Annotated in this window: 23 protein-coding genes; 2 read left to right on the forward strand and 21 right to left on the reverse strand. The window is 41.4% G+C overall.

Translation table 11 applies throughout. From position 1 onward, the window contains the following. Position 1: 1 nt before the first annotated feature. From HCH28_RS22045 to HCH28_RS22060, 4 genes are all read right to left on the reverse strand, one after another. Entirely contained in the window at positions 2 to 985 is a 984-nt protein-coding gene (locus tag HCH28_RS22045) for an alpha/beta hydrolase (RefSeq protein WP_221683103.1), read from the reverse strand. 126 nt (positions 986 to 1,111) lie between these two features. Then, positions 1,112 to 1,531 carry a DUF1801 domain-containing protein gene (locus tag HCH28_RS22050; protein WP_004228761.1) on the reverse strand — a complete coding sequence of 140 codons (420 nt, stop codon included), beginning with the start codon at positions 1,529 to 1,531 and terminating at the stop codon, positions 1,112 to 1,114. Positions 1,532 to 1,572: 41 nt separating this feature from the next. Continuing rightward, complete coding sequence (locus tag HCH28_RS22055; RefSeq protein ID WP_221683104.1) at positions 1,573 to 3,384, reverse strand: ABC transporter ATP-binding protein; 1,812 nt, start codon at positions 3,382 to 3,384, stop codon at positions 1,573 to 1,575. Continuing rightward, entirely contained in the window at positions 3,381 to 5,114 is a 1,734-nt protein-coding gene (locus HCH28_RS22060) for an ABC transporter ATP-binding protein (RefSeq protein ID WP_221683105.1), read from the reverse strand. The genes HCH28_RS22055 and HCH28_RS22060 overlap by 4 nt, the downstream gene beginning before the upstream one ends. Positions 5,115 to 5,275: 161 nt before the next feature. On the opposite strand from HCH28_RS22060, the gene HCH28_RS22065 reads away from it, so the two are divergent. Then, a complete protein-coding gene (locus HCH28_RS22065; protein WP_221683106.1) occupies positions 5,276 to 5,599 on the forward strand; it encodes a hypothetical protein in 324 nt (107 codons plus the stop codon). Between the two features lie 101 nt (positions 5,600 to 5,700). On the opposite strand, the gene HCH28_RS22070 is transcribed toward HCH28_RS22065, so the two are convergent. From HCH28_RS22070 to HCH28_RS22130, 13 genes are all read right to left on the reverse strand, one after another. After that, a complete protein-coding gene (locus HCH28_RS22070; RefSeq protein ID WP_263082450.1) occupies positions 5,701 to 6,384 on the reverse strand; it encodes a hypothetical protein in 684 nt (227 codons plus the stop codon). Beyond that, positions 6,381 to 6,875 carry an ECF transporter S component gene (locus HCH28_RS22075; protein ID WP_221683107.1) on the reverse strand — a complete coding sequence of 165 codons (495 nt, stop codon included), beginning with the start codon at positions 6,873 to 6,875 and terminating at the stop codon, positions 6,381 to 6,383. Before HCH28_RS22075 ends, HCH28_RS22070 begins: the two co-directional genes overlap by 4 nt. A 31-nt stretch (positions 6,876 to 6,906) precedes the next feature. Further along, on the reverse strand, positions 6,907 to 7,299 hold the full coding sequence (locus tag HCH28_RS22080) for a bifunctional adenosylcobinamide kinase/adenosylcobinamide-phosphate guanylyltransferase (protein ID WP_221683108.1): 393 nt from the start codon (positions 7,297 to 7,299) through the stop codon (positions 6,907 to 6,909). Next, on the reverse strand, positions 7,251 to 7,847 hold the full coding sequence (locus HCH28_RS22085; protein ID WP_221683109.1) for a histidine phosphatase family protein: 597 nt from the start codon (positions 7,845 to 7,847) through the stop codon (positions 7,251 to 7,253). The genes HCH28_RS22080 and HCH28_RS22085 overlap by 49 nt, the downstream gene beginning before the upstream one ends. Next, positions 7,820 to 8,596, reverse strand: coding sequence for an adenosylcobinamide-GDP ribazoletransferase (cobS, locus tag HCH28_RS22090; RefSeq protein WP_221683110.1), 777 nt, complete (start codon positions 8,594 to 8,596; stop codon positions 7,820 to 7,822). Before cobS ends, HCH28_RS22085 begins: the two co-directional genes overlap by 28 nt. A gap of 20 nt (positions 8,597 to 8,616) precedes the next feature. Further along, positions 8,617 to 9,192, reverse strand: a complete 576-nt coding sequence (locus HCH28_RS22095; protein ID WP_221683111.1) for a bifunctional adenosylcobinamide kinase/adenosylcobinamide-phosphate guanylyltransferase — start codon at positions 9,190 to 9,192, stop codon at positions 8,617 to 8,619. 12 nt (positions 9,193 to 9,204) lie between these two features. Next, on the reverse strand, positions 9,205 to 9,813 hold the full coding sequence (locus tag HCH28_RS22100) for a histidine phosphatase family protein (protein ID WP_221683112.1): 609 nt from the start codon (positions 9,811 to 9,813) through the stop codon (positions 9,205 to 9,207). Further along, positions 9,810 to 10,904 carry a pyridoxal phosphate-dependent aminotransferase gene (locus tag HCH28_RS22105; protein WP_221683113.1) on the reverse strand — a complete coding sequence of 365 codons (1,095 nt, stop codon included), beginning with the start codon at positions 10,902 to 10,904 and terminating at the stop codon, positions 9,810 to 9,812. Before HCH28_RS22105 ends, HCH28_RS22100 begins: the two co-directional genes overlap by 4 nt. After that, on the reverse strand, positions 10,891 to 11,847 hold the full coding sequence (gene cbiB / locus HCH28_RS22110) for an adenosylcobinamide-phosphate synthase CbiB (RefSeq protein ID WP_221683114.1): 957 nt from the start codon (positions 11,845 to 11,847) through the stop codon (positions 10,891 to 10,893). The genes HCH28_RS22105 and cbiB overlap by 14 nt, the downstream gene beginning before the upstream one ends. After that, positions 11,844 to 12,527 carry an adenosylcobinamide amidohydrolase gene (locus HCH28_RS22115; RefSeq protein WP_221683115.1) on the reverse strand — a complete coding sequence of 228 codons (684 nt, stop codon included), beginning with the start codon at positions 12,525 to 12,527 and terminating at the stop codon, positions 11,844 to 11,846. The genes cbiB and HCH28_RS22115 overlap by 4 nt, the downstream gene beginning before the upstream one ends. Positions 12,528 to 12,731: 204 nt before the next feature. Next, positions 12,732 to 12,917: a hypothetical protein gene (locus tag HCH28_RS22120; protein ID WP_048390624.1), complete on the reverse strand. Its 186-nt coding sequence runs from the start codon at positions 12,915 to 12,917 to the stop codon at positions 12,732 to 12,734. A 104-nt stretch (positions 12,918 to 13,021) separates the two neighbouring features. Next, positions 13,022 to 14,380, reverse strand: coding sequence for an aspartate kinase (locus HCH28_RS22125; RefSeq protein ID WP_221683116.1), 1,359 nt, complete (start codon positions 14,378 to 14,380; stop codon positions 13,022 to 13,024). A 561-nt stretch (positions 14,381 to 14,941) separates the two neighbouring features. Continuing rightward, a complete protein-coding gene (locus HCH28_RS22130) occupies positions 14,942 to 15,694 on the reverse strand; it encodes a glucose 1-dehydrogenase (RefSeq protein ID WP_221683117.1) in 753 nt (250 codons plus the stop codon). Between the two features lie 202 nt (positions 15,695 to 15,896). Here HCH28_RS22130 and HCH28_RS22135 point away from each other — a divergent pair, with 202 nt between their 5' ends. Further along, positions 15,897 to 16,508: a TetR/AcrR family transcriptional regulator gene (locus tag HCH28_RS22135; RefSeq protein ID WP_221683118.1), complete on the forward strand. Its 612-nt coding sequence runs from the start codon at positions 15,897 to 15,899 to the stop codon at positions 16,506 to 16,508. Between the two features lie 104 nt (positions 16,509 to 16,612). Here HCH28_RS22135 and HCH28_RS22140 read toward each other — a convergent pair whose 3' ends face one another. The 4 genes from HCH28_RS22140 to HCH28_RS22155 all read right to left on the reverse strand — a co-directional run bounded on the left by HCH28_RS22140 (position 16,613) and on the right by HCH28_RS22155 (position 21,775). Next, positions 16,613 to 17,458 carry a nucleotidyltransferase gene (locus HCH28_RS22140; protein WP_221683119.1) on the reverse strand — a complete coding sequence of 282 codons (846 nt, stop codon included), beginning with the start codon at positions 17,456 to 17,458 and terminating at the stop codon, positions 16,613 to 16,615. A 108-nt stretch (positions 17,459 to 17,566) separates the two neighbouring features. After that, complete coding sequence (locus HCH28_RS22145; RefSeq protein ID WP_221683120.1) at positions 17,567 to 19,696, reverse strand: type IA DNA topoisomerase; 2,130 nt, start codon at positions 19,694 to 19,696, stop codon at positions 17,567 to 17,569. A gap of 163 nt (positions 19,697 to 19,859) precedes the next feature. Then, positions 19,860 to 20,960 carry an alpha/beta hydrolase gene (locus tag HCH28_RS22150; protein WP_221683121.1) on the reverse strand — a complete coding sequence of 367 codons (1,101 nt, stop codon included), beginning with the start codon at positions 20,958 to 20,960 and terminating at the stop codon, positions 19,860 to 19,862. Positions 20,961 to 21,457: 497 nt separating this feature from the next. Beyond that, on the reverse strand, positions 21,458 to 21,775 hold the full coding sequence (locus HCH28_RS22155; protein WP_221683122.1) for a hypothetical protein: 318 nt from the start codon (positions 21,773 to 21,775) through the stop codon (positions 21,458 to 21,460). Positions 21,776 to 21,843 lie beyond the last annotated feature (68 nt).

Genomic DNA, 21,843 nt, shown 5'->3' on the forward strand with positions numbered 1-21,843 from the left:
CTTATCGACCTTTCTCATCACCCGTTGTTTTCATAAATTCCATTGCCAGTTGATAGATTTCATCTGGCTGATAGAGATAAATACTATGTGTCCCACTGACCTCCTTCACCTGTGCATTAGTGAATTGCTTTGCAAAGTCGGCATAATCCTGTCGGTTTTGCTTCGTATATTTCGAATGTTTATTTTCTTCCGCAATCGCATCAATCAGTAAGATAGGCGTGTCTTGCGGCTTTTTGAGCTGTTCTGATTGTAAACTATTTTCGTAGACCTGTAACAGCTCATTTTGCATATCCTCATTAAAAAATTGCTTAAAGGACAATGCCTGATAGATTTCCTTTTCCTGTGCTGTTAAAAAGGACATGTTCAATATTTGCGGATTATAGACCTGAGATGGCATAAGTCGATGTAAGCCCAGCTTAGTAGCGAGATGCATTCCCCTTACCATCCAACGATCGACCGACCCCATTTTATGCTTTACATATTGACTAGGTAAGCCAATGTCCAGAGCGATGATGCTCTTTACTTCCTCTGGGTATTTTTGCGCCCAGTAAATGGCCTCTAGTCCAGAAATGGAATGTGGCACAAGAATATAGGGCGGTTCAAGCCCACTTTGCAGAAGTGCCTGTCGTGTTTGCGCTACAATAGTATCGATTCCTCTATCATCATGGGCTACGTCGCTATAGCCATAGCCAGCTCGATCCACTACCGCAATTTGATGATGCTGTGAAAACTTACGATACAGCCCTTTTAGCTCATATACGGGCGCTGCGATACCTGAGCCAGCCATAAAAACATAGGTATCCTCGCCAGCCCCCTCCTGATAAACATGGATGTTTTGTCCATCTACATTGTTTAATGTGCCGTTAGGTTGTAAAATAGCTGACTCCTTCTGTATTAAGCTATAGTGATATATACAAACGATCACCATTCCGAGCACAATCAATGCCCCCATATAGACAATTATTTTCTTTGCTTTCTTTTTCATACGTATCTCCTCTTTTCGTTGATACTTGCAAGGATACACGGTAAAAATAAATTTCTACTAAACTTTTGGAGAAAATAGATAAGTTTCATACAAAAAAGCTACCTAACTAATAGGCAGCTCTCTTGATTAAGCATCTGGATAGGTTTTTCGTAAAAAATCGATGGTTTGTTGAATAAGGGCTTTTAAGATGTCTTCATTCACATCAGCAAGCTTATTAATATAAACACAGGCCTTTCCTGTTGTATGTTTACCAAATTGTTGTAATAGTTGCTCCCGTTCATCCCCTGGGGCAAAATATAAGCTAATTTTCGCTTTGCGAGGGGAATAGGCAGCTAGTGGGGCATCCCCTTCATGGCCTGTTTGATATTTGTAATGATATTTACCAAAGCCTATAATGCTCGGTCCCCACATTTTGGCTTCATAGCCTGTGACCTCTGTAAAGATGTCCAATAATCGATAGGCGTCTTCTCGCTTTTTTGGATGGTCTACACTTTCAATAAATTCAATGACACTTACATCGGTTTCTTTGGTCTTTAATTCATACATGTCAATCCCTCGCCTTCCGGAAGATGTCCCTTTATTATTCCCTATTCTACCTGCTCTAACAATAGTTTGTGTTGAAGATGACGATAGATCCCCTGCTGCTGCATCAGCTCTTGATGATTGCCCTGCTCGACAATTTCTCCCTGCTGAATCACGAGGATTTGATCGGCATTTTCGATTGTTTTGAGTCGATGGGCAATGACAAAGCTTGTGCGTCCCTGCATTAAATGCTGTAAGCCTTTTTGAATATCCACCTCTGTTTGGGTATCCACGCTTGATGTCGCTTCATCCAAAATTAAAATATCTGCATTCTCTAATATCGCACGCGCGATCGCAATAAGCTGACGCTGCCCCTGACTTAAATTGGCTCCCCCTGCCTGTACGGGCGTTTCGTATTGAGCTGGTAAATATTTAATAAAATGATGGGCATTCGCAATTTTTGCCGCTTCCACAACCTCTTCATCTGTTGCATCTAGCTTACCAAAGCGAATATTGTCACGAATCGTTCCCGAGAACAAATAGGTGTCCTGTAAAACCACACCAACTCTTTGGCGAATCGTCTCCATCTGATAGTGCTCGATATTATGCCCATCAATCAAAATCTCACCTTGATCGACGTCATAAAAACGTGTTAATAAATTGATAATCGTTGTTTTGCCTGAGCCTGTTGGGCCAACTAGAGCAAATGTCTCCCCTGCCTTGGCATGGAAGTCAATGTTTTTTAACACAGGCTTATTTGACTCATAGCTAAATGATACTTGTTTAAAAACAACATCCCCCTTAAGCGATGCCGTCTTGATGGCATTAGGCTTATCGGCTACCTCAGAGGGTTCATCTAGTATCTCAAAAACACGCTCTGCCCCAGCAATAGCAGATTGGAAGGTGTTTAATAGATTAGATAGCTGATTAAGCGGACGGAAAAATTGCCGAGTATAGGTCACAAAGGCGGCAATAATCCCCACTGTAACAATACTCTTCACTGCTAAAAAGGCACCTGTTCCGATGACGACAGCAAGGCCTAAATTATTCATAAAGTTATTAATCGGACCTAGTAAGCCAGAGGTAATTTCTGCTCGTTGGGCGGAGTTTCGTAGATTTTCGTTTTGCTGATGGAACGTATCAATCGTTTGCTGTTCCTTACCAAAAAGCGTAAGTACCTCCGAACCTGTAATCATTTCCTCAATATAGCCGTTCAGCTTCCCAAGATCCCGTTGCCGTGCAGCATAATTTTTACTGCTGCGTTTAATGATTTGCTTGGTTGTGAAAACGATCAGCGGAATAATAATCAATGTCACGATTGCCAATGGCCAGCTTAATGTAAACATGGCGATACTGACACCAATTACAGTTAAAATGGACGACACGATTTGCGTAACACTTTGCGCAAGTGCGGTATTTAAATTATCAATATCGTTGGTCACACGGCTCATTAGATCCCCAAGTGCCCGCTGATCAAAGAAACGTAATGTCAGCGTCTGTAGCTTTTGAAATAGTTCCAATCGCAAAGTCCGAATGGTTTTCATCGCCACATGAATCATGACATAGGTTTGCAGCCATGTCAGAATAGATGCCACTGTAAAAATAACAGCTAACACAATACCTAAACGAATCGTTCCATTAATATCTTTTTTCATAATGTAATCATCAATAATATGTCCGATCATATAGGGACCTGCAAGGCTTAAAAAGGTCGAGGCAATGACAAAAAGGATAGAGAAAAACAGCCCTACTTTTTGTTGCTTGACATAGTGCCATACACGTGACAATGTCTCCCTTTGATTTTTCGCCTTCTCAGCTGGTCCCCCCATACGCGGTCCACGTCCAAAATTCATTTGCTTTGATTGACCTTGACTCATCCTTGTTCACCAGCCTTTTGCTGTGACGCATAAATTGCTTGATAATGCGCATTTGATTGTAGAAGCTGCTGATGGGTTCCTTGCCCAACAATGTCGCCATCCTCTAGTACCAAAATAACATCTGCCTGCTGTATGGAGGCAATTTTCGACGCTACGATGAAGGTCGTAGTGTCTTGATAATAGGTGGCAATAGCTCGTTGCACATGTTGTTCCGATGCACTATCGAGCGCTGACGTTGTATCATCCAGCACCAAAATGGCAGGCTTTCGAATCAACGCACGACTTAATGCAAGGCGCTGCTTCTGTCCACCCGAAAGATTCGTAGCACCCTGTGACAATTCATGCGCTGAGCCCTTATCAAGTCGCTCTACAAATTCACTGGCACAGGCGGCCTCTAATGCCTGCTGTATGTCCTCAGCTGTGGCATCATCCTTACCAAGACGAATATTTTTTTCAATCGGCCCAGAAAACAATAATGCTTTCTGTGAGGTAAATCCGATATGCTCACGTAGGGTTGCGAGTGAGTAGGATGTTAGCGGTTTTCCGTCTATGCGGATTTCGCCACCAGAGGGATCAAATAAGCGAGGTAATAGCTTCACCAGCGTCGATTTACCACTACCTGTTTTCCCAATAATACCGACCGTTTGCCCTGGTTTTACCGAAAATGAAATCTTTTTGAGGACATCCTCAGCTGTTTCATAGTAACGATAGCTCACCTGATCAAAGTCAATGGCCCCTTTTATTGGATCTGTCAGCGTATGTTCCGCTTCCTTAACAGCAATCTCTTTGTTTAACACGTCCACAATGCGTTCTCCTGAAGGCAAGGCTCGCGCGATTTGCATCAGCACCATACTAGAGGACATCAGTCCATTTAAAATAATCGTTAAATAGTTGATAAATGCAAGAATAACGCCCACTTGAAGCGTACCCGCGTCTACCTTAATGGCTCCAAGCCAAAGCGCGGCTACAATCCCTAGATTGACAACAAACATCGTAAAGGGTACAAGCACGCCGACAATTTGCTCAGCTGTAATAAAACGTTTCGTCAACGCCTCATTTAATTCTCCAAACTGTGCAACCTGCTGTGTTTCACGGCGAAAGGCTTTAACTACACGAATACCCGCCAAATTTTCCTGTAGCTTCGTATTGACGGCATCAATGGCCTCCTGAACACGACGATACAATACACCCGAATACTTCGTAAAAAAGTACATCGCTATAACCAACAATGGAACGATAATGAGCAATATGGAAAAAAGCTCACGTGCTGTGACAAACACAATAATCACTGCGCCGATAAAGAGCAAAGGCCCACGCACAAAAATACGCAGCGTCATCATAAAGGCACGCTGAATACTTTCCACATCACTCGTTAAAATCGTAATCAGCTTCCCCGTTGTAAAAGCATCTCGCTCCTTGGCTGAGTAAGTCATCATCTTCTCATAAAGAGCCTGACGAACATCCGAGGCAAAATGAATCGCCGCCTTCGAGCTATAATACGAGCAACCAACCCCACCAATAAGCCCGAGCACTGCACTGCCAAGCATCCACACAAACATAGTCAATACGTATCCATTATCTCCATTGGCAATCCCCGTATCAATCATATGCTGCATGATGGTCGGCTGAATTAAATCCATCGTCACCTCCAGCACCATCAATAGCGGTGCAATCAGCGTGAAAAATTTATAAGGCCCCAAATATTGCCCTAATTGTTTAACTGCCTGCATACATTCGTCTCCGTTCTATTTAAATCCCATTCGTTCCTCATTATAACTGAAAATCATTCCCATTTGATAAATAATTTTTCGGGTCTCGTAATATTCTGGACTGGACTGGTTGGGGGGAGATTTGTGAGAAGAAGCGGCTTTTGGAGGGGGTGACTCTTTTATTGAGCGGGGTTCTCACATTTTGGAGCGGCTTTTCCCTGCTTAGGAGCGGCTTCCTCACATTTTGGAGCGGCTTTTCCCTGCTTAGGAGCGGCTTCCTCACATTTTGGAGCGACTTTCTTCCACTTTGGAGCGGGGTTCCCCTGCTTAAGAGCGGTTTCCATATACTTTGGAGCGGGGTTCCCCTGCTTAAGAGCGGTTTCCATATACTTTGGAGCGGGTTTACCCTGCTTAGGAGCGACTTCCTCACCTTTCAGAGCGGGCATTTTCCTTTACAAGCAACAGCCAGCTACTTTAGATTCAGCGTCATCCTGTTAATTAAGTAAGGAACCACCCAGAGCAAGGATTATATCGAAGTAAAATAACACTCGCTCTGGATTATCTGGACCTGTCCCAAGAAACAATCATTTTCTCAAAACAAGCCCCATCACTTTTCAGAAATGTGTAGTTTCTCAAAATTTCGCAGGAAAATTTTTTGTGCCTGTGACTCATTGTCTGCAGCAATTCCTAGCAAAATGACGGTACAGGGGCCTGCTGATTTTGCACCATCAAGGGCGCATTCCACATGTCGCTCCCCAAACAGACGGGAAAATTCTCCTTGTAGCCCCCTTGATCCGACTGGCCATACTTGCTGAACAATTTCTGCCTGCCATGCCTTGAAAATAGGCAGCAACTGCGCCACATCTTTAGGCTGTGCCAACACCTCTTCGCCTACAAGCGGCAGGCCATAGGTGTACCAGCTAAGCTGATCGTGATCAAATGCTCGACGCTGCTGGATTTCTCCAAGCATTGTAACAGCTAAGCCTGACTGTAATGTGGGCATATTGGATTCCGTACTCCCCGCAATGGCTGGACATGTAAGATCTGCCTCTGCAAACACTTGCTGTATACCTTTTTCATAGCGAGACCATGCGGCATCTCCAGAAAAATTCGCAAGTAGAACTTGAACAGGTAATGCCTGTGCCGCCAGCTGTTCTAAAAAGGTCACACGTGCTGTCATATAGGCCGTCAGTTGATCGGGTGCTGACACTACATCTTGCGGTTTTTGTCCAATAGCTGCGGCATTATCCATTGTTGCAATGAACGTGCCAACTTTCATCGCATTTCTCACTGTACACGACCTTCCTTACGCACAAAAACCTTTGACAGAATGGGCATAACTACCGCGACAATAATTAAATTGATCACCGTTGCTATCAGAATACTGCCTAAAGCACCCCAGAAAAATGCTGGACTAATAATAAAGTAGAATGGGAGTGGCGCTACAATCCCGTTTAATACTAAGGCAACAGGCCATTTCCAAAAGTGCATGCCTTTTTTATGCATCACCCCAAATACCCATACGACAATCAACATTTCTACCGCGATAATGATATGTAATGGTCCTAATGGGAAGCCAGATGTTAATGCTGTAATAAAATGCCCGATCAATCCAGCAACCCCTGCTAAGATGGGAGATAGAAAGACAACACCTAAAAAGGCAGGAGCCGAATCCAGTGCAGCCGTTGAAATAAACGTTGGAACCTTAATCATTGCCCCTACTGCACAGATGGCCGCTACCATTGCTGTCAAAACCAATTTTCTTAATTTTTGTCGTTCCATTTCATTCCCTCTTTTCTGTTGAATGTCTACTTTACTTCAATGGCTCAGCTATTCCATACCAAATCCGTACAACTTGCTTCGCTTCCTTGAACAAAGCTTGGTATAGACGACCACAGGTATCGCGTAACTGTCGGGCTTGTTTTTCCATTGGCACAACTCCACGCCCCATATCCGTCACAATAAGTGCGAGTGTACATTGCTGCTCAAGCTCTTGTAAGGTTGCTAGCACCTTTTGTACGATTTGTTCATCTTCCTCCAAATTTTGTGTCACAAGCCATTTTTCTAAGTTCTTTAGGACAAGAACATCACAGACGGGCGCTACCTCAGGTAGTTCACCAGCAATCATAACCATCTGTTGCTGTTCATACAAGCGCCTCACATAGTCGGTTTTGCCGTTATAGGCACCTCCGATAAAGACATGCATCGTGCTCCCTCCTCCCAAGCCTTTCTTGTAAATGTTAAAGCAAATTGTTTATCATGTGGCACCTGATAGGACCAAAAAGGCTGTTCTGTTGGCGCAAACGCAACGAGTAAGGCACGAATGACCCCACCATGAACCACTAAATAATAGCTATCCTCATTTTTCGGTATATAATGAAATCCATCTACAACACGTTTCATAAAATCATCGAATGCCTCACCCTGTGGAGGGGGTGTACGGATTGGATCATCTATCCATGCCCGATAGTGAGCATCCATTTTTAGCTCCTCATAGGTTTTCCCTTCGAATGCACCAAAGTTCGTCTCTCGAAGGGATGCTTCTGCCTGGTAGCTAGCATTGGGAAAATAATGAGCAGCCGTTTGTCGGCAGCGCTGTAGATCACTGCCATATACCTTTTTAACATTTGCATCCACAACAGCAAGCTTGGCTGTATCTGCTAATGGTGTATCCGTCCAACCAAGATAACGCTTTTCAAGATTCTCTTTTGTAGGCGCATGCCGCATTAAGCACACAGTAACAATGTCACCCATAGCACTACCTCCATTCCTTCAATGGAGGCACCCAGTAAATCGCCAGATACTCCACCAAAATTACGCAACGTAAATTGTCGAAAAATAAAAAGGGCAATGGCTAAAACGACGACTAAGACAACAGGAAGAAGTAAAAACTGCGTGCTCATAAAAACAACCGTCATTGCCAATATGAGCGACAACAGCATGATCGCTTTTAATCGAGTAGCATTGATATGAGACTTAAAAAAATAAGCAAGACCTTTTTCCTTTGAGCAATGGAGTGACATAAAATAAAAGCTCATGCCCACCCTTGTTAGAAAAGGGACGAATAGTACCATCCACAAGGCGAACCTCTGCTGCACGAAAAGCTCATGTAAAATAACAAATTTCCCCATCAATAAAAACACCACAGCCAATACTCCGAACGCTCCCACACGAGGGTCATCTAAAATCTCCAATCGTTTTTCTCGATCTCGATAGGAAAAATAGGCATCGCCCATATCAATAAAACCGTCTAAGTGCAAACCACCTGTCCATAAAGCAAATAGCCCTATCACAGTGAAAGCTAGCATCACTTCACTGCTTGCTGTCCACTGCATAAGACTATAAAGCACGGCTGCCACCGTTGTTCCCATTAAAGCACCTATCCATGGTAAGCAAGCAAACATGCCTGTGATGGTGGACCTCGTTAACGGAAGCTCTTTATGTACTGGCAATACCGTAAAAAATTGAAATGCCAGTAGGAGGCTATGCCAAAAATTTTTCATCCTCTTGCCTTCCTTCTTAATTATTTCCATCTCTTTACAATGCCATAGTTCATTTCGTAGGCCTCTTGTGCCATAGAAACCAACCATTGATGGAATTGTCCGAGCGTTCGTCGGTATAATTCTACTTCATCACTAGCATAAGGAGGTTCATCAAACAGTTCATTGGATACCACAAAAAAAGTCAAATCCTTCTTCAGTAGTGACAAGATCGCTTGCTTGACGGTCTGTAGCTTATTGGCTAAACACCCAGGCTGTTGTAAACAGGGTGTCCCCTTGTCATAGCCTTCGTAAAAAGCATTGGTCAGCCACGTTGTCACGCAATCCCACAGCACCACATCTCCCTCCTGAAGTGTCTCAAATACTTCTGAAATTGCATAGGGAGCCTCCACCGTCAGCCACTGAATAGGCTGTGCCTGGCGATCTGCCTGATGCCGTAAGATTCTTTTTTCCATTTCACGATCTAAGGCAATACCCGAAGCCAAATAGAGCAAGCGTTTCGCTGTACATGCCTGCGCCTCATAATACTGAAGCGCTGCTTGCTCTGCAAAATGGGATTTACCACTACGTACACCACCTGTAATAAAAATAAGCGGCATGTAGGACACCTCCTATTGTAAATGCTGTAGATTACCAATATCCTTCACAAGCCATTGTTGACCTTGCCGTTCAATCACTGTCACACTTGTCCCATGAATGTACGGGGCTGCCCACAGCTCACTAATGCTGCGTTGTAAAATAGCATTGATAATGCATTTAATCGTTACGGCGTGGGAGACAATGAGGATCGTTTCATTCTGATGTTGGGCTGCTATTTTTTTTAATGTAAACATCGCTCTTTCTGTTACGGCTCCAAAGCTTTCTGTATGACTCGCCACAAACTGCGCAGGGTAGTTCGTATATAGCTCATAATCAAGCTTATGTATCGCCAGTATATCGTCGATTGTCTGCCCCTGCCATTTCCCTAAATAGATCTCCCGTAAATCATCTTCATAGGCAATAGGCAGCTTGCGATTGGCCATCAAAATATCCATCGTCTCTCTTGCACGACCACTTGAACTACAATAAGCAGCGGTAAAAGGAATCTGTTGCAGTTGCTTGTGAAGTTTTTCAGCCGCTGCTCTACCGTTTTCCGTTAATGGAGAATCCAGCCACCCCTGTAGTCGATGCCCCTGATTCCATTGTGTTTCCCCATGTCTTACTAGATAAAAAGTTGTCACTTTTCTCTCCCCTTACTTACGTTAAACCACGCTTGTAGACAATTATGTAAAGCTGTCATGGCTGCAATGTCTTTGATGCCAATACGGAACCACTCACCCTGCAAACCTTGAAAGTTTTTTGTGTGACGCAGCACAACACCCTGTGCAAGACAATAGGTGAAAAAGGCATCCGCTTGCTGTGTTTTCGGTAAGGAGAAGCACACATAATTCGTCACACTATTCGTTACTTGACAGCCATTGTCCTGTAAGTAACGATGCAGCCATTCCCTTTGTGCTGCGGCATAGGTAATTGCCTGCTGACAATAGTGCTGCTCGTCTAAACAGCTTGCCCCAATTACAAGCGCAAAGGCATTTAAATTCCAATGCGGCAGCATATCTTTTAAGGCGCCCACAATAGTAGCATGTGCAACCATATACCCAAGTCGTAAACCTGGGATCGCATACATTTTAGTCATCGAACGAACGACAATAACATGTGGGTTTTGTGCACTAAACGGAATCAGCGAATGCGCCTCATCTACCCAATCCATAAATGCCTCATCGATCACAAGCTCACAGTTAACGATTGCTCCGTGTGCCATTAAGGCGAGTAAATCTTCCTTATTTGGCAGTACGCCAGTCGGATTATTAGGTGTACAAAGATAAACAGCATCAGCTGTCATCATTTCCTGCTGTAGCTGCTCTAATGGCAATGTGTAATCGATAAAATCCGTCACGACAATAGGAACAATCGTAGCACCTGCTGCACGCAATGTTCGCTCATACTCTGAAAAAGTCGGATGCACAATGATCACACGCTTATTGGCATAGCGTCTTGCTAGTACACTAAAAAGCTCTGAAGCCCCATTGCCTAGTAAAATCGTATTCTTCGCTACTTGATGAAAAGCAGCGACCTTTGTTAAAAAAGGTTCTCCATCTGGATCTGGATAGCGCTGAATTAGTGGATAGAAAGTACGCCAACGTGCCTCTACAAAGGCTGGTGGTCCTGCCGCATTGACATTTTCGCTGAAATCATACACCACCTCAGGCATCGTTAAGCCTAATTGCTGATAAACATTATGCGGATTTGCTCCGTGATTAGGTAACTGCATAAATTAACACCTCCACTGCTAACATAACAAGCGCAAACAGCACTGTGGCAATACGCATATGAATAATGGACGTTGCAATATGCTCTTTCGTTAATGGCACTAATTTTTCCCCCATAATTGCTCGATGAGAGACAACGCCCTGATACGTATTTTTCCCTCCTAGCTGTACACCAAGCTGCACTGCAGTCGCTGCCTCTAAATAGCCACTATTTGGACTAGGATGCTTCTTAGCGTCCTGTACCCAACGCTTTAAGCGCTTGCCAAGCGAACGATCTGTTTCATTTTTCGTACCAAGCACGAGCAGTAAGCCTGTAATGCGACTTGGAATAAAATTCAGTACATCATCAAGTTTGGCTGAAAACATACCAAAGTCTTTATATTTTTCATTTTTATAGCCCACCATCGAATCCAATGTATTGACAGCCTTATAGCCCCATAAACCAATTGCCCCAAATAAAAAGGCATAAAAGAGTGGAGCTGTCACACCATCACTTGTATTCTCAGAAACCGTTTCTACCACACCACGCACGATTTCACCCTCACCTAGTTTATCGGTATCACGTCCGACAATCCAAGACAGCTTAACACGTGCTTCGGCAAAATCCCCTTTGACAAGCGGCTCATAGACAGCCATCGCCGCCTCCTTCAAGCTACGCTGTGCCAGTCCGATACCAATCAGAAGACCCTCTACAAGAATGCCGAAAATGATACTCACCTGATAGCTTAGTAATAGAATCAGCGTCACCACAAACATGGTCGTGCCAACAACAGCAAGTGCCATCACCGTGCCACGTAGCTTGCGCCATTTGCCATTATTCCATAAGGCTGTTTGCGATTGAATCAAGTGTCCAATCCAGCGTACTGGATGAGGAAGCTTCGGAGGGTCCCCTACTACTAAATCAAAAATTAGCCCTATGATGCAGGCAATCACAATAGCAATCATTTAGACCTCGCCTCTTTATCTTTTTTGTATTTCCTAACCGCCTCACACATTGTGTCATAAACACCATAGCCAATGACCTTGCCAAGCATGGTGATGGGACCTGCATATTGATGGAAGTCCCCTTCTTCTGTCGAGGCAATAAGTAAGCTATCAGTAGATGTACCTGTAGCTAGTGTGCCTGTTGTTGGATCTGTAATACCTTCATCTACTAGAGCCTTGACCTTGGCTTCTGTAGTTGAAATCATTGCCTGAAAAAGTGCTTCATCAGACAGCTTGCCATTAATCAGCACCCAAGTATTAATGGTGCCTGCATGGTACTGCTCCTCTCGATGAAAAGCACGGGTAATATCCACCGCATTGCCAAGCCCAGCGGTAATCATAATGACAAGGTGGATTCCCTCATATGTAAAGTCACGAATAGTCGCAAACTTGGCTTGGACAGCCGTCATCATAGCCACTGTATTGTCATGCGGGAAGTGCTGTGCCTGCAAAAACTGCAGCAATTCCTGATGTGGCTGTCGTTCATCATAGGTAATAGGCACCGTTCGATTCATCAGATGCGTATAATGACCAAAGCCTGGGTTATGCATGGCTGAGGATACAACCTTCATGGCTGAAGCTGTTTGAAGGGCAACATAATCGTCAAAAATATGAATGCAATCCTTAGTAAGTATAGGCAATCAATCGCCTCCTCGCGATAAAGTTATGACGGAACATAAAAAAACAAATTCTTACAAAGAAGAATTTGTACGGTCGATTCTTTATTAAAATTTGAACCTTCTGAACATTTGTACAGAATAACAACTTCATAATACTCAAATTATTTATTTTCTTTGAAATTGTATCACAACTTTGGCTATTGTCACAATTCCATTTTCAAAGTGTTATTGCTGCTTTTGTTTGAGATTCTTAAAGCGGATAACAGAGCCGACGATAATAAAGACCCACCCAATGCCTATGTAAACAATTTTCATTGTTTTTGTCGATGACGGTAAAATATCCATAATCGTTAAACAGACAAAAAGTATCCCGATGATTGAAAAAAGCATACCAATTGTTAAATTTTTCACAAATAACCCTCCCAACTATGTACGCCCTCGATTTTACCGTATTCTCAGCAAAAAGAAAACACTAATCCAAGCAAGAAACACTTGGATTAGTGATGATTGTGTCATTATGCTTTTGCATGGGCAAAAAACTCTTCATATAATGCTTGTAAAATGCGGTTTTCATATTCCTGAAGGACACCAAACACGAGGCTCACTTCAGAAGAACCTTGATTAATCATTTCAATATTTGCGCCAGTTTTTGAAATCGCTGTGGCAGCACGGGCAGCTAATCCTGTGTTATGACGCATCCCTTCGCCCACAATCACGATCATGGAAAAACCGTGACGCATTTCTACATACTCTGCATGTAGCTCTTCTTTCACACGACTAAGAATGCGTGCTTCATTTTCTGGTGTTAGTTGATTCGAACGCATGATGACAGAAATATCGTCTAAACCAGATGGTGTGTGTTCATAAGAAATATTCTCATCTTCTAAAATTTGGAGTAGCTTACGTCCAAAGCCTACCTCACGATTCATCAAATATTTAGAGACATATAAAGTTGAAAAGCCACTGTCTGCCGAAATCCCTGTAACTGGACGACCTGTTGCAGGACGGCTTGGTACAATACGTGTACCTGGGGCTGTTGGATTATTTGTATTTTTTATGTTAACGGGCACCCCAATCTTGTAGACAGGCATTAACGCTTCATCATGGAACACTGAAAAGCCTGCATATGATAATTCGCGCATTTCGCGATACGTAATTTCTTTAATTTCCACTGGATCGTTGACGACTTTCGGATTCGCGGAGAACACACAATCCACATCCGTAAAGTTTTCATACAGCTCCGCTTCAACGGCTGCTGCTAAAATGGAGCCTGTAATATCAGAGCCACCGCGGTCAAATGTTCGCAATACGCCCGCTTTAGTGTAACCGAAGAACCCTGGGAACACAATAATTTCTTTTGTGTCTTTTAAAGGGGCTAAATTAGCATACGCTTCAGGTAATGCAAAGGTTCTTTCTGGTAAATCATTAACCACTAAACCTTCTTTAGGACTGACATAGCGTGCGGGCATACCAATGGCATTAAAGTAAGCTGCAATAAGCTTGGCGTTATTATCTTCACCTGCTGCTTTAATACTATCGATGAATAATTCCACATTTGTTTTGTCACCTTGTACACGTTCACGTAAATCTTCTGCGATTACGTCACAAATGGCATTATCTAGCCCCAAACCATCAGCAATCGCTCTAAAACGATCCACAACAGTTTGCAATTTTTCCTCTGTATTCTCTTGTTGTAACGCTGCATTTGCTAATTGTATTAATAGGTCTGTTACTTTTATATCGTCACCAGAACGTTTCCCTGGTGCTGAAACGGCAACAATCTTACGCGCCGGATTAGATTTTACAATGTTTGCTACTTTTTGTATTTGTTCTGCACTTGCTACAGATGTTCCACCAAATTTACACACGATCATATCTATCAAATCCTAACTTTTTCAAATTAATTGTATTCCTCCACAAAACAATTGACTGTACACAGTGTACAAATTATCGTTTCCTACGTCAATACAATTTAAAAAATTCACGCAATTTTTCGAGAAATATGGACAATTTTCGTACTGTTTGATTTATTATACGGATTTCACATGAAATAGTTAAGGTTTTTGTGAATTTTTTTTCGTGACGTTGACATAATCGTGAAATTTCTCATTTTGACTTTCTTCTATATAATGAAGAAAACGCTTTCTCCATTTATGATATGCACAAATATCCACTATGTTTGTGCTATTTTTGTATGTATCGTTGATTCCTTCAGCAAGGCTTTTTCTTTTATTTATGAGGGTTCTCTCTCGTATCGAGGGGTTATTGATCAATCGCGGGTATTTGCCTCTCTACCGCGTGTTTTTCCCTTCGATTCGCGGGTATTCATTTCTCTACCGCGTGTATCTTCACTCGATTCGCGGGTATTCATCCTCATCTGCATAAAAAAACTAGGCTCACGTCGAGTGATGCCTAGTTTTGATACTGCTATTGGATTAAATGGCTGTCCAGCCGCCGTCGATTACGAGCTCTGCGCCTGTCATGAAGCGGGATTCGTCTGATGCTAAGAACACTACGCCATAAGCTACATCTTCAGGTTCACCGAAGTATGGTAATTGTGTGTAAGCTTGATAGTATGGCAATGCACCGCCCTCCTCCATCGTAGGCGCTGTCATTGGTGTTACAATAATGCCTGGATGAACAGAATTCACACGAATTTTATCTTTACCATACTCGATCGCAGCCGATTTAGAAAGCACACGAAGCGCACCTTTTGCTGCTGTATAAGGGCTTGTACCAGCCATTCCCACGATTCCACCGATCGAAGAAATATTGATAATTGAACCACCGCCAGCTTTTTGCATTTGAGGAATCACATATTTCATGCCAATGATACAGCCATTCAGGTTAATATCCATAATTTTATTCCATTCAGCCATTTCCATGTCAGCAATCGTTTTTGGTGATGACACCCCTGCATTGTTGACGAGGATATCCACTTTGCCATATGCCTTTACAGCCTCGGCAATCACTGCTTTCCACTCATCCTCAGAAGTAACATTATGTTGAAGACCAATAATGTCCCCACCATTTTCTTTAATTTCTTTTACTAAATTATTCAAGGGCTCGATTTGTACATCTGTTGCAATGACCTTTGCGCCTTCTTGTGCAAATAGTTTTGCCTCAGAAGCGCCCATTCCCATTGCTGCTCCTGTAATAATTGCTACTTTCCCATTTAAACGACCCATCATAAAACTCCCTTTCTTCTATATAAATGAACAATTCGTGAACACGTTAACAACTAGTTGTATTATCGACACGGTGTCGTTAATATGATTATAACGCGCAATTGAAAAAGGGCAAACAACACCACAGCCCATCATGACGCTTTCACAACACTTGCAATCGGACTGTTGTTTAAATAGAAAATTTAATACAAGGAGCTTCAAAATGTCGAAAAAAATGGACCCTCGCGTCATCAGAACGCGCCAATTATTAAGAGATGCACTAGTGGCATTAATTGATGAACAAGGCTATGAAAAGATTACGGTACAAGATATTACACAACGGGCTACATTAAACCGTGCCACTTTTTATTTACATTACCGTGATAAATTAGACCTTCTCTATCAAAGCTCAGAAGAAGCTTTGCATGAGCTTGTAAGTAGTATCCATCCACCCTTCGAACAGAAGAGGGATTTTGATTTATTACCAAATTATGACCAGCCACATGAGACATTTATGTATTTATTTGAACAAATAGCGCTGAATAGTAAGCTATACAAGGTCTATCTCACGGAAAAAAATATCCCTTATTTCTCCGATGGTCTTAAAGACATTATTATCAATTTTGTGTCGAGCGGGATTCAAATGATGGAGCCTGACGATCAAAAGCTGACCGTGCCCCGCGAAATGGCCGTCCGTTTTTATGCCGCCGCCTTTCTTGAAGTAATTGTCTGGTGGTTAGAAAATGATATGCCCTATACCCCCAAATTTATGGCGACCCAGTTAATGCGTATTACCATTAAAGGCCCTTATATTGACAACCCTTTTGAAAGATAAGAGCACTTAATTCACGCTCAAACGAATTTTCAATTAACAGAAAAAGGTAATCACAACACATATGTGATTACCTTTTTCGTTCCCATTTGTCTCGGCCTCGGAAGTTATCGTATTTTCATGTTTAACTCTCTAGTAGGGTTATAGAGTTGTAACCATTTATCCGCTTCACTGACCATCCACGTTCCAAATTCATTTAAAAACAACAACAAAACGTTCGTATCGATTATGGGCGTTATTGCATATTCAAGTGCCCTTCTCATGTCGCTTTCCTTGTCAGGGAAATATTCCGAGAACCGTTTATAGGCGGGGTATAAATCCCTTGTATAGGTGTTTTCCTTCGTTATGACAAGTGCAAGTCCTGCTCTTACTATAATTTTCATAATCCACTTGCAACAATCTTTAATATCCTCTATATCCGCATTATCTTGAAGGTCATCACAGGCATTTTTTATTTGCCCCTGCAAATGAATAAGGTGGTCATTCGCTAAAGCCTCGTCCACCTTATATCTTGGTAATCGAGGTATTAAATCCTCTCCAAACACACATATACTATGGGTTTGGAGGATGAAACTAATGATTGAAAAAGATGTCGTATTTAAAATAGCTTCTTTGCCAAATACACTTAGCTCAATCCCATCTACACAATGATGGTTTTGAGTTAATGCTTGTTCTACTTCTTTTATTCGCTTTACCTGCTGTTTTTTAGGCTTTTGCTTCGTAACCGCTATGGTGTCTAAGTCAGCTACTCCTTCAATACCTATACCCTTTGGAATTGATCCCCTTAGATAAATGCTATGTAAGTCATCTTGGAGAATTGTGCGATAGGTATGAATCACATCGTTGATGACAGCAAGAAAAATAGAGTTGATTTTATTCCAATCTGCATGATTAATTATGTATCCATCACTATCCGTCACACATAAGCTACCAATTTCTTTTATAGTCGTCATTACATCGCTCCTTTTAGGTGACTGATTTGCTTAAAAGTAGGATAGCATGTACTATATCAAACACGCTATCCAGCTTCCAAGTTGGAAGTCCTTTGAAAATAGCAGCATTTACTTTTCATTAAACTCAAATTCAATTTTTCCTTCTACCAAACGTAGGGCTGCATTAAATGGTTTGCCATTCTTTGATTTAAAGCCTTTCATCAAAGCAGTTTTGCCACTCTTACATAAGTCATGAATGTTTTTTTCCGTTAGTTTTTTTCCTAATAGCCTTTGTGGGAACGTTTGCTTACAACCATTTTTATAATTCGAACAACTGTAAAAGCTTTTACGCAAGCCTATTTTCCCTTCCTTGCATGCTGGACAGATGGCAATATCTTTTACCACGGCTGGTTTAAACTGCTCTGCTTCAATTGTCAGAGACTCTAACTGTTTAGGCACCTCTGCTATTAATTGATGAATAAACCTGCCTATGCTTTCAATAAAATGCTTGGCAGAGCCTTCCCCCTTACCAATTTTATGTAAGTAAATTTCCCATTTAGCCGTCATGGAAGGGCTTGACAGTAATGTCCCTTCAATTGCCTGACATAAAAGCTGTCCTTTCGGTGTAATGCTCACGATATTTTTTCGTACTTCAATAAATCCATGCTTCTTAATCGTCTCGATAATGCCACTCCGAGTTGCCTCCGTTCCAATCCCTTCAATCGATTTCAGCACCTCGATTTCCTCTTCATCCTCAACCGATTTACCACAGGTTTTCATCATCGTAATGAGTTGGCCTTCTGTATAGGGCTTCGGAGGTGTTGTCGTGCCTTCTAAAATAGCAATCTTACTTTGTACCAGCTCATCTTGGAAGACAACAGGTAAAGACTCCTCACGCGCCTGTACCTCTGTCTCATTTGAAAATAATTCTTTCCAGCCTTTGACAAGCTCTGTTTTCCCTACTGTTTTAAACTCTACATTTTTGACATTCGTGATAATCGTTTTTTCATCGTATTCATAATCCTGATGAAACATAGCGAGTGTCGTATTGAGGATTTCAAAATAAATATTTCGTTCATCAGCATTCATGGATTGCAACGCTTTGGCCGTCGGTATTTTTTTCGTTGGAATAATTGCATAGTGCTCCCCAACATTGGCACTGTCGACATAGCGCTTGTTCTTCCCTCGATTGATCGGCTGAAATGCTTTTCCCACAAGCTGCTGATAGTTTCCTAATGATTCATTTAAATAGAGAAACTCATTATGTGTAATGAGCTGTGAATCGGTACGTGGGTAAGAAACGAGCTTTTTCTCATAAAGTGATTGCGTAAGTTTCAACACATGCGATGGACTGTATTTCCAACGTTTATTGGCAGCCGCTTGTAATGTTGATAGCGCATGTAGTTTAGGTGGTGCAATCCGCTTCGTTTTGTTCATGACACTTGTAATGAGACCTGTATCATACGGTTCAATCCCATGCTGTTGCAATAACTGCACTGCCTCAGCCCGCTCTTTTGTCTTTAGCTTCGCCTTCCCTTTATACACACCATGTTGAGCTTTAAATACTCCTTCGATTTCATAAAATTTTTCAGGCTTGAACTGTTCAATTTCCTGCTGTCTTTTATAAATTAAATAGACGGTTGGCGATTGTACTCGTCCGATGGAGATACTGCCCTTAAAGCCCTTTTTCTGCAACAGTAGCGTATAGAGGCGACTACAGTTCATACCTACTAACCAATCGCTAATTTGACGCGTTTTGGCTTCTTGGTACATCAGCAAATCACGCTCATTACCTTGCATATGATTAAAACCTTTTCGGATTTCCTCCACTTCTAATGAGTTAATCCATAATCGTTTAACTGGCTTATTTACTTTTGTCATTTTCAAAAGGGAGTAGAAAATATTTGAACCCTCACGTTCACTATCACAGCAGTTATAAATCGTTGTTACTTGGGGATCACTAAAGATTTTTTTGACTGCATTGAATTGTGGATACATTTTAGAGACCACTTTATCTTCAAATTTTTGCGGAATGATCGGTAATGAAGCAAGCGACCACTTCTCCCATTCCTTGTGATATTCTTTCGGCTCCTTTAATTCAACAAGATGACCAACCGCCCAGGTAATAACTGCACCATGAGGAAAAGTAGAACAAGGTTCCAGTTCAATAAAGGTTTTCTCTTTTTGCTTCACTTTAAAAGCGTCTGCATATGCTCTTGCTTGAGATGGTTTCTCTGCTAATATCGCAATTTTCCCCATTAATCATCACATCTTCTTTACAATATTTTAGTAGCTTTTTCTATAAAAACATAAAACTCAACTAATCAGATTAGTTGAGTTGATGGTGAATACCTTACTACTATTTTACTTTAAACCATATAAAATAGCACTTACTAAAATCTTTGACCACTTTTAAAGCAAATTATAAAGAATCAAAAATTTTCTTTACCCATTCAAGATACGCTCGCATATAGTATTCCTGCTTAAAGCCATGATTCTGACCCTCTGCTACTATCACAGTCAAATCCGCGTCTGCGTTTCGTGCAGATTGGATATATTCCTGTGGACCTTTTACCCCGATTGCTAAATCCTTTGTCCCATAAGCTATAAACTGAGGTATATGAGCTGTCCTGAAATGCGTAGATAAATCTGTCTGCTGCAAGAGCTCTTCCCGCTTTTCTGGATTTCTGACATCTTCATCATTAAAAGAAGCAAAGAGCATGGGCACATTATAGCGATACGTCAATGCAGGGTAAATCATTGCAGCGGATGCTACTTGATCATCAACAGCATCAATGGCATCAGGCTGATAACTAGCAGGAAACAGATTTCCACCTTGAATGAGGTTAATAAAGCTACCCGTTTGATAACCTCCAGCACTAAAACCTATCAAACCAATTCGATCTGGATGGAGACCATAATCATTGGCATGGTAACGTAGATAACGGACAGCACGTTGAACATCTAGCTGTGGAATAGGCCACTCATAGGGATTGGAACGATAGTGAAGAACAAATGCATTAATACCTGCTTTATTTAATGATGCAGCTATTTCCTTTCCTTCCGCTGTTCCTCCATCCATTTCCTTAAAGCCATAACCACCACCTGGCATAATAATGACGGCACTGTCACTGTTCGCGACCGTATAAGGAATCAGATAGGGCTCATCTTCATAGGTTGATTTTTCATAACCCCCTTCAATTTCATGGATATAGGTAAAGGTATCAATGGCCACTTCATTGTCTTTATAGTCTTCTCCCACGATGCCAGTGGAAAATTTGAATGTCGCCAAAAGTCTGTTAGGATTGCCCTTAATATTCATATCATCTAGCTTACTTCCCGAATGATTACCTGCCACTTCTTCTCCCCAAATCTCCACCTTGTCTTCAATATCCGCAACTGGCTTGCCTGGTTTATTTCCTAATGGATTAATCACAAGAATAGCGTATCCAATCCCCATAAACAAAGTCAGTATAACTAGAAGGATTCCTGCTATCTTGGCTATCTTCTTCGCTACCCTCATCATCATAACCTCCATTAAATTTACTTATGTATCGTTTACTATTTATTATCTCGGGTAAAGGATTATTAACCTTTAGCTCATTCTTTAGCAAATAACGATTGAAGATCTTGTATAGCATTACAAAATTTTATTCTTCCATTTTCTAAAGGATTAAAATGACCTTACTAAAGAAATGTCTGAAGACCAAAAATTTTTAAAAAACTGCATACGTACCTTGCGTAAACTATATTATTAAAACACAACAATAATTTTTTCTAAATATGGGGTAGGTATTGTAAAAAAAGGAGGGATACGATGTTTGATGAAGCTGCATATTTTATTTTTAGAGCGCTGTTAATTTTAACGGTTTTGGTTGTGGTGGTAGGAATCCCACTTGGTGAAATATTGATTAGAAAAAAATAAAACTGCATCTAAATGGATGCAGTTTTTGATTTTTATCCTACTTTGTGTCGATAATAGATTTTGGAATTGTTGAAATAATGAACTATATAGAAGTCTTAGAATGGATTTTCACCTTTTATAAAAGGGATAAAAACTACATAAATTGAACCAATAAAAATGAGCCAAAAGAGTACGGATGTACGTCGCTGTTTAAAGATATTACTTTCCTGAAAAATAAAAATACCGACAATCAACGAGTATAAGACGAATAAAATATACGATAATCCAAACCAGTTTACCCATACGTCACCTGTAAATTGAATTCCAAAATTCTCGTATATAGGCCTTAAAATATAAGTTGTAAAAAGGAAACCAATCGATAGAATTACAATGATTTCGAGTAAACTAAGTACAACTTTCTTCCATTCATCCAAATAAATTACCTCATTTCTTCTGACAACATGAAAATATAAACCTGCGTAATGGTACAAACAAAGTTGCA

Source organism: Lysinibacillus sp. K60, assembly GCF_019731275.1.
GTDB classification, from domain to species: domain Bacteria; phylum Bacillota; class Bacilli; order Bacillales_A; family Planococcaceae; genus Lysinibacillus; species Lysinibacillus capsici.

What these genes read in the sequence shown, in the direction of transcription:
- HCH28_RS22145 (WP_221683120.1), bottom strand. Translation starts at nt 19,696, where the DNA reads ATGGGGAAAATTGCGATATTAGCAGAGAAACCATCTCAAGCAAGAGCA.
- cbiB (WP_221683114.1), bottom strand. Translation starts at nt 11,847, where the DNA reads ATGATTGCTATTGTGATTGCCTGCATCATAGGGCTAATTTTTGATTTA.
- HCH28_RS22105 (WP_221683113.1), bottom strand. Translation starts at nt 10,904, where the DNA reads ATGCAGTTACCTAATCACGGAGCAAATCCGCATAATGTTTATCAGCAA.
- HCH28_RS22050 (WP_004228761.1), bottom strand. Translation starts at nt 1,531, where the DNA reads ATGTATGAATTAAAGACCAAAGAAACCGATGTAAGTGTCATTGAATTT.
- HCH28_RS22125 (WP_221683116.1), bottom strand. Translation starts at nt 14,380, where the DNA reads ATGATCGTGTGTAAATTTGGTGGAACATCTGTAGCAAGTGCAGAACAA.
- HCH28_RS22060 (WP_221683105.1), bottom strand. Translation starts at nt 5,114, where the DNA reads ATGCAGGCAGTTAAACAATTAGGGCAATATTTGGGGCCTTATAAATTT.
- HCH28_RS22075 (WP_221683107.1), bottom strand. Translation starts at nt 6,875, where the DNA reads ATGGAACGACAAAAATTAAGAAAATTGGTTTTGACAGCAATGGTAGCG.
- HCH28_RS22130 (WP_221683117.1), bottom strand. Translation starts at nt 15,694, where the DNA reads ATGGGTCGTTTAAATGGGAAAGTAGCAATTATTACAGGAGCAGCAATG.
- HCH28_RS22095 (WP_221683111.1), bottom strand. Translation starts at nt 9,192, where the DNA reads ATGCCGCTTATTTTTATTACAGGTGGTGTACGTAGTGGTAAATCCCAT.
- HCH28_RS22135 (WP_221683118.1), top strand. Translation starts at nt 15,897, where the DNA reads ATGTCGAAAAAAATGGACCCTCGCGTCATCAGAACGCGCCAATTATTA.
- HCH28_RS22140 (WP_221683119.1), bottom strand. Translation starts at nt 17,458, where the DNA reads ATGACGACTATAAAAGAAATTGGTAGCTTATGTGTGACGGATAGTGAT.
- HCH28_RS22150 (WP_221683121.1), bottom strand. Translation starts at nt 20,960, where the DNA reads ATGAGGGTAGCGAAGAAGATAGCCAAGATAGCAGGAATCCTTCTAGTT.
- HCH28_RS22080 (WP_221683108.1), bottom strand. Translation starts at nt 7,299, where the DNA reads ATGCATGTCTTTATCGGAGGTGCCTATAACGGCAAAACCGACTATGTG.
- HCH28_RS22055 (WP_221683104.1), bottom strand. Translation starts at nt 3,384, where the DNA reads ATGAGTCAAGGTCAATCAAAGCAAATGAATTTTGGACGTGGACCGCGT.
- cobS (WP_221683110.1), bottom strand. Translation starts at nt 8,596, where the DNA reads ATGAAAAATTTTTGGCATAGCCTCCTACTGGCATTTCAATTTTTTACG.
- HCH28_RS22085 (WP_221683109.1), bottom strand. Translation starts at nt 7,847, where the DNA reads ATGGGTGACATTGTTACTGTGTGCTTAATGCGGCATGCGCCTACAAAA.
- HCH28_RS22045 (WP_221683103.1), bottom strand. Translation starts at nt 985, where the DNA reads ATGAAAAAGAAAGCAAAGAAAATAATTGTCTATATGGGGGCATTGATT.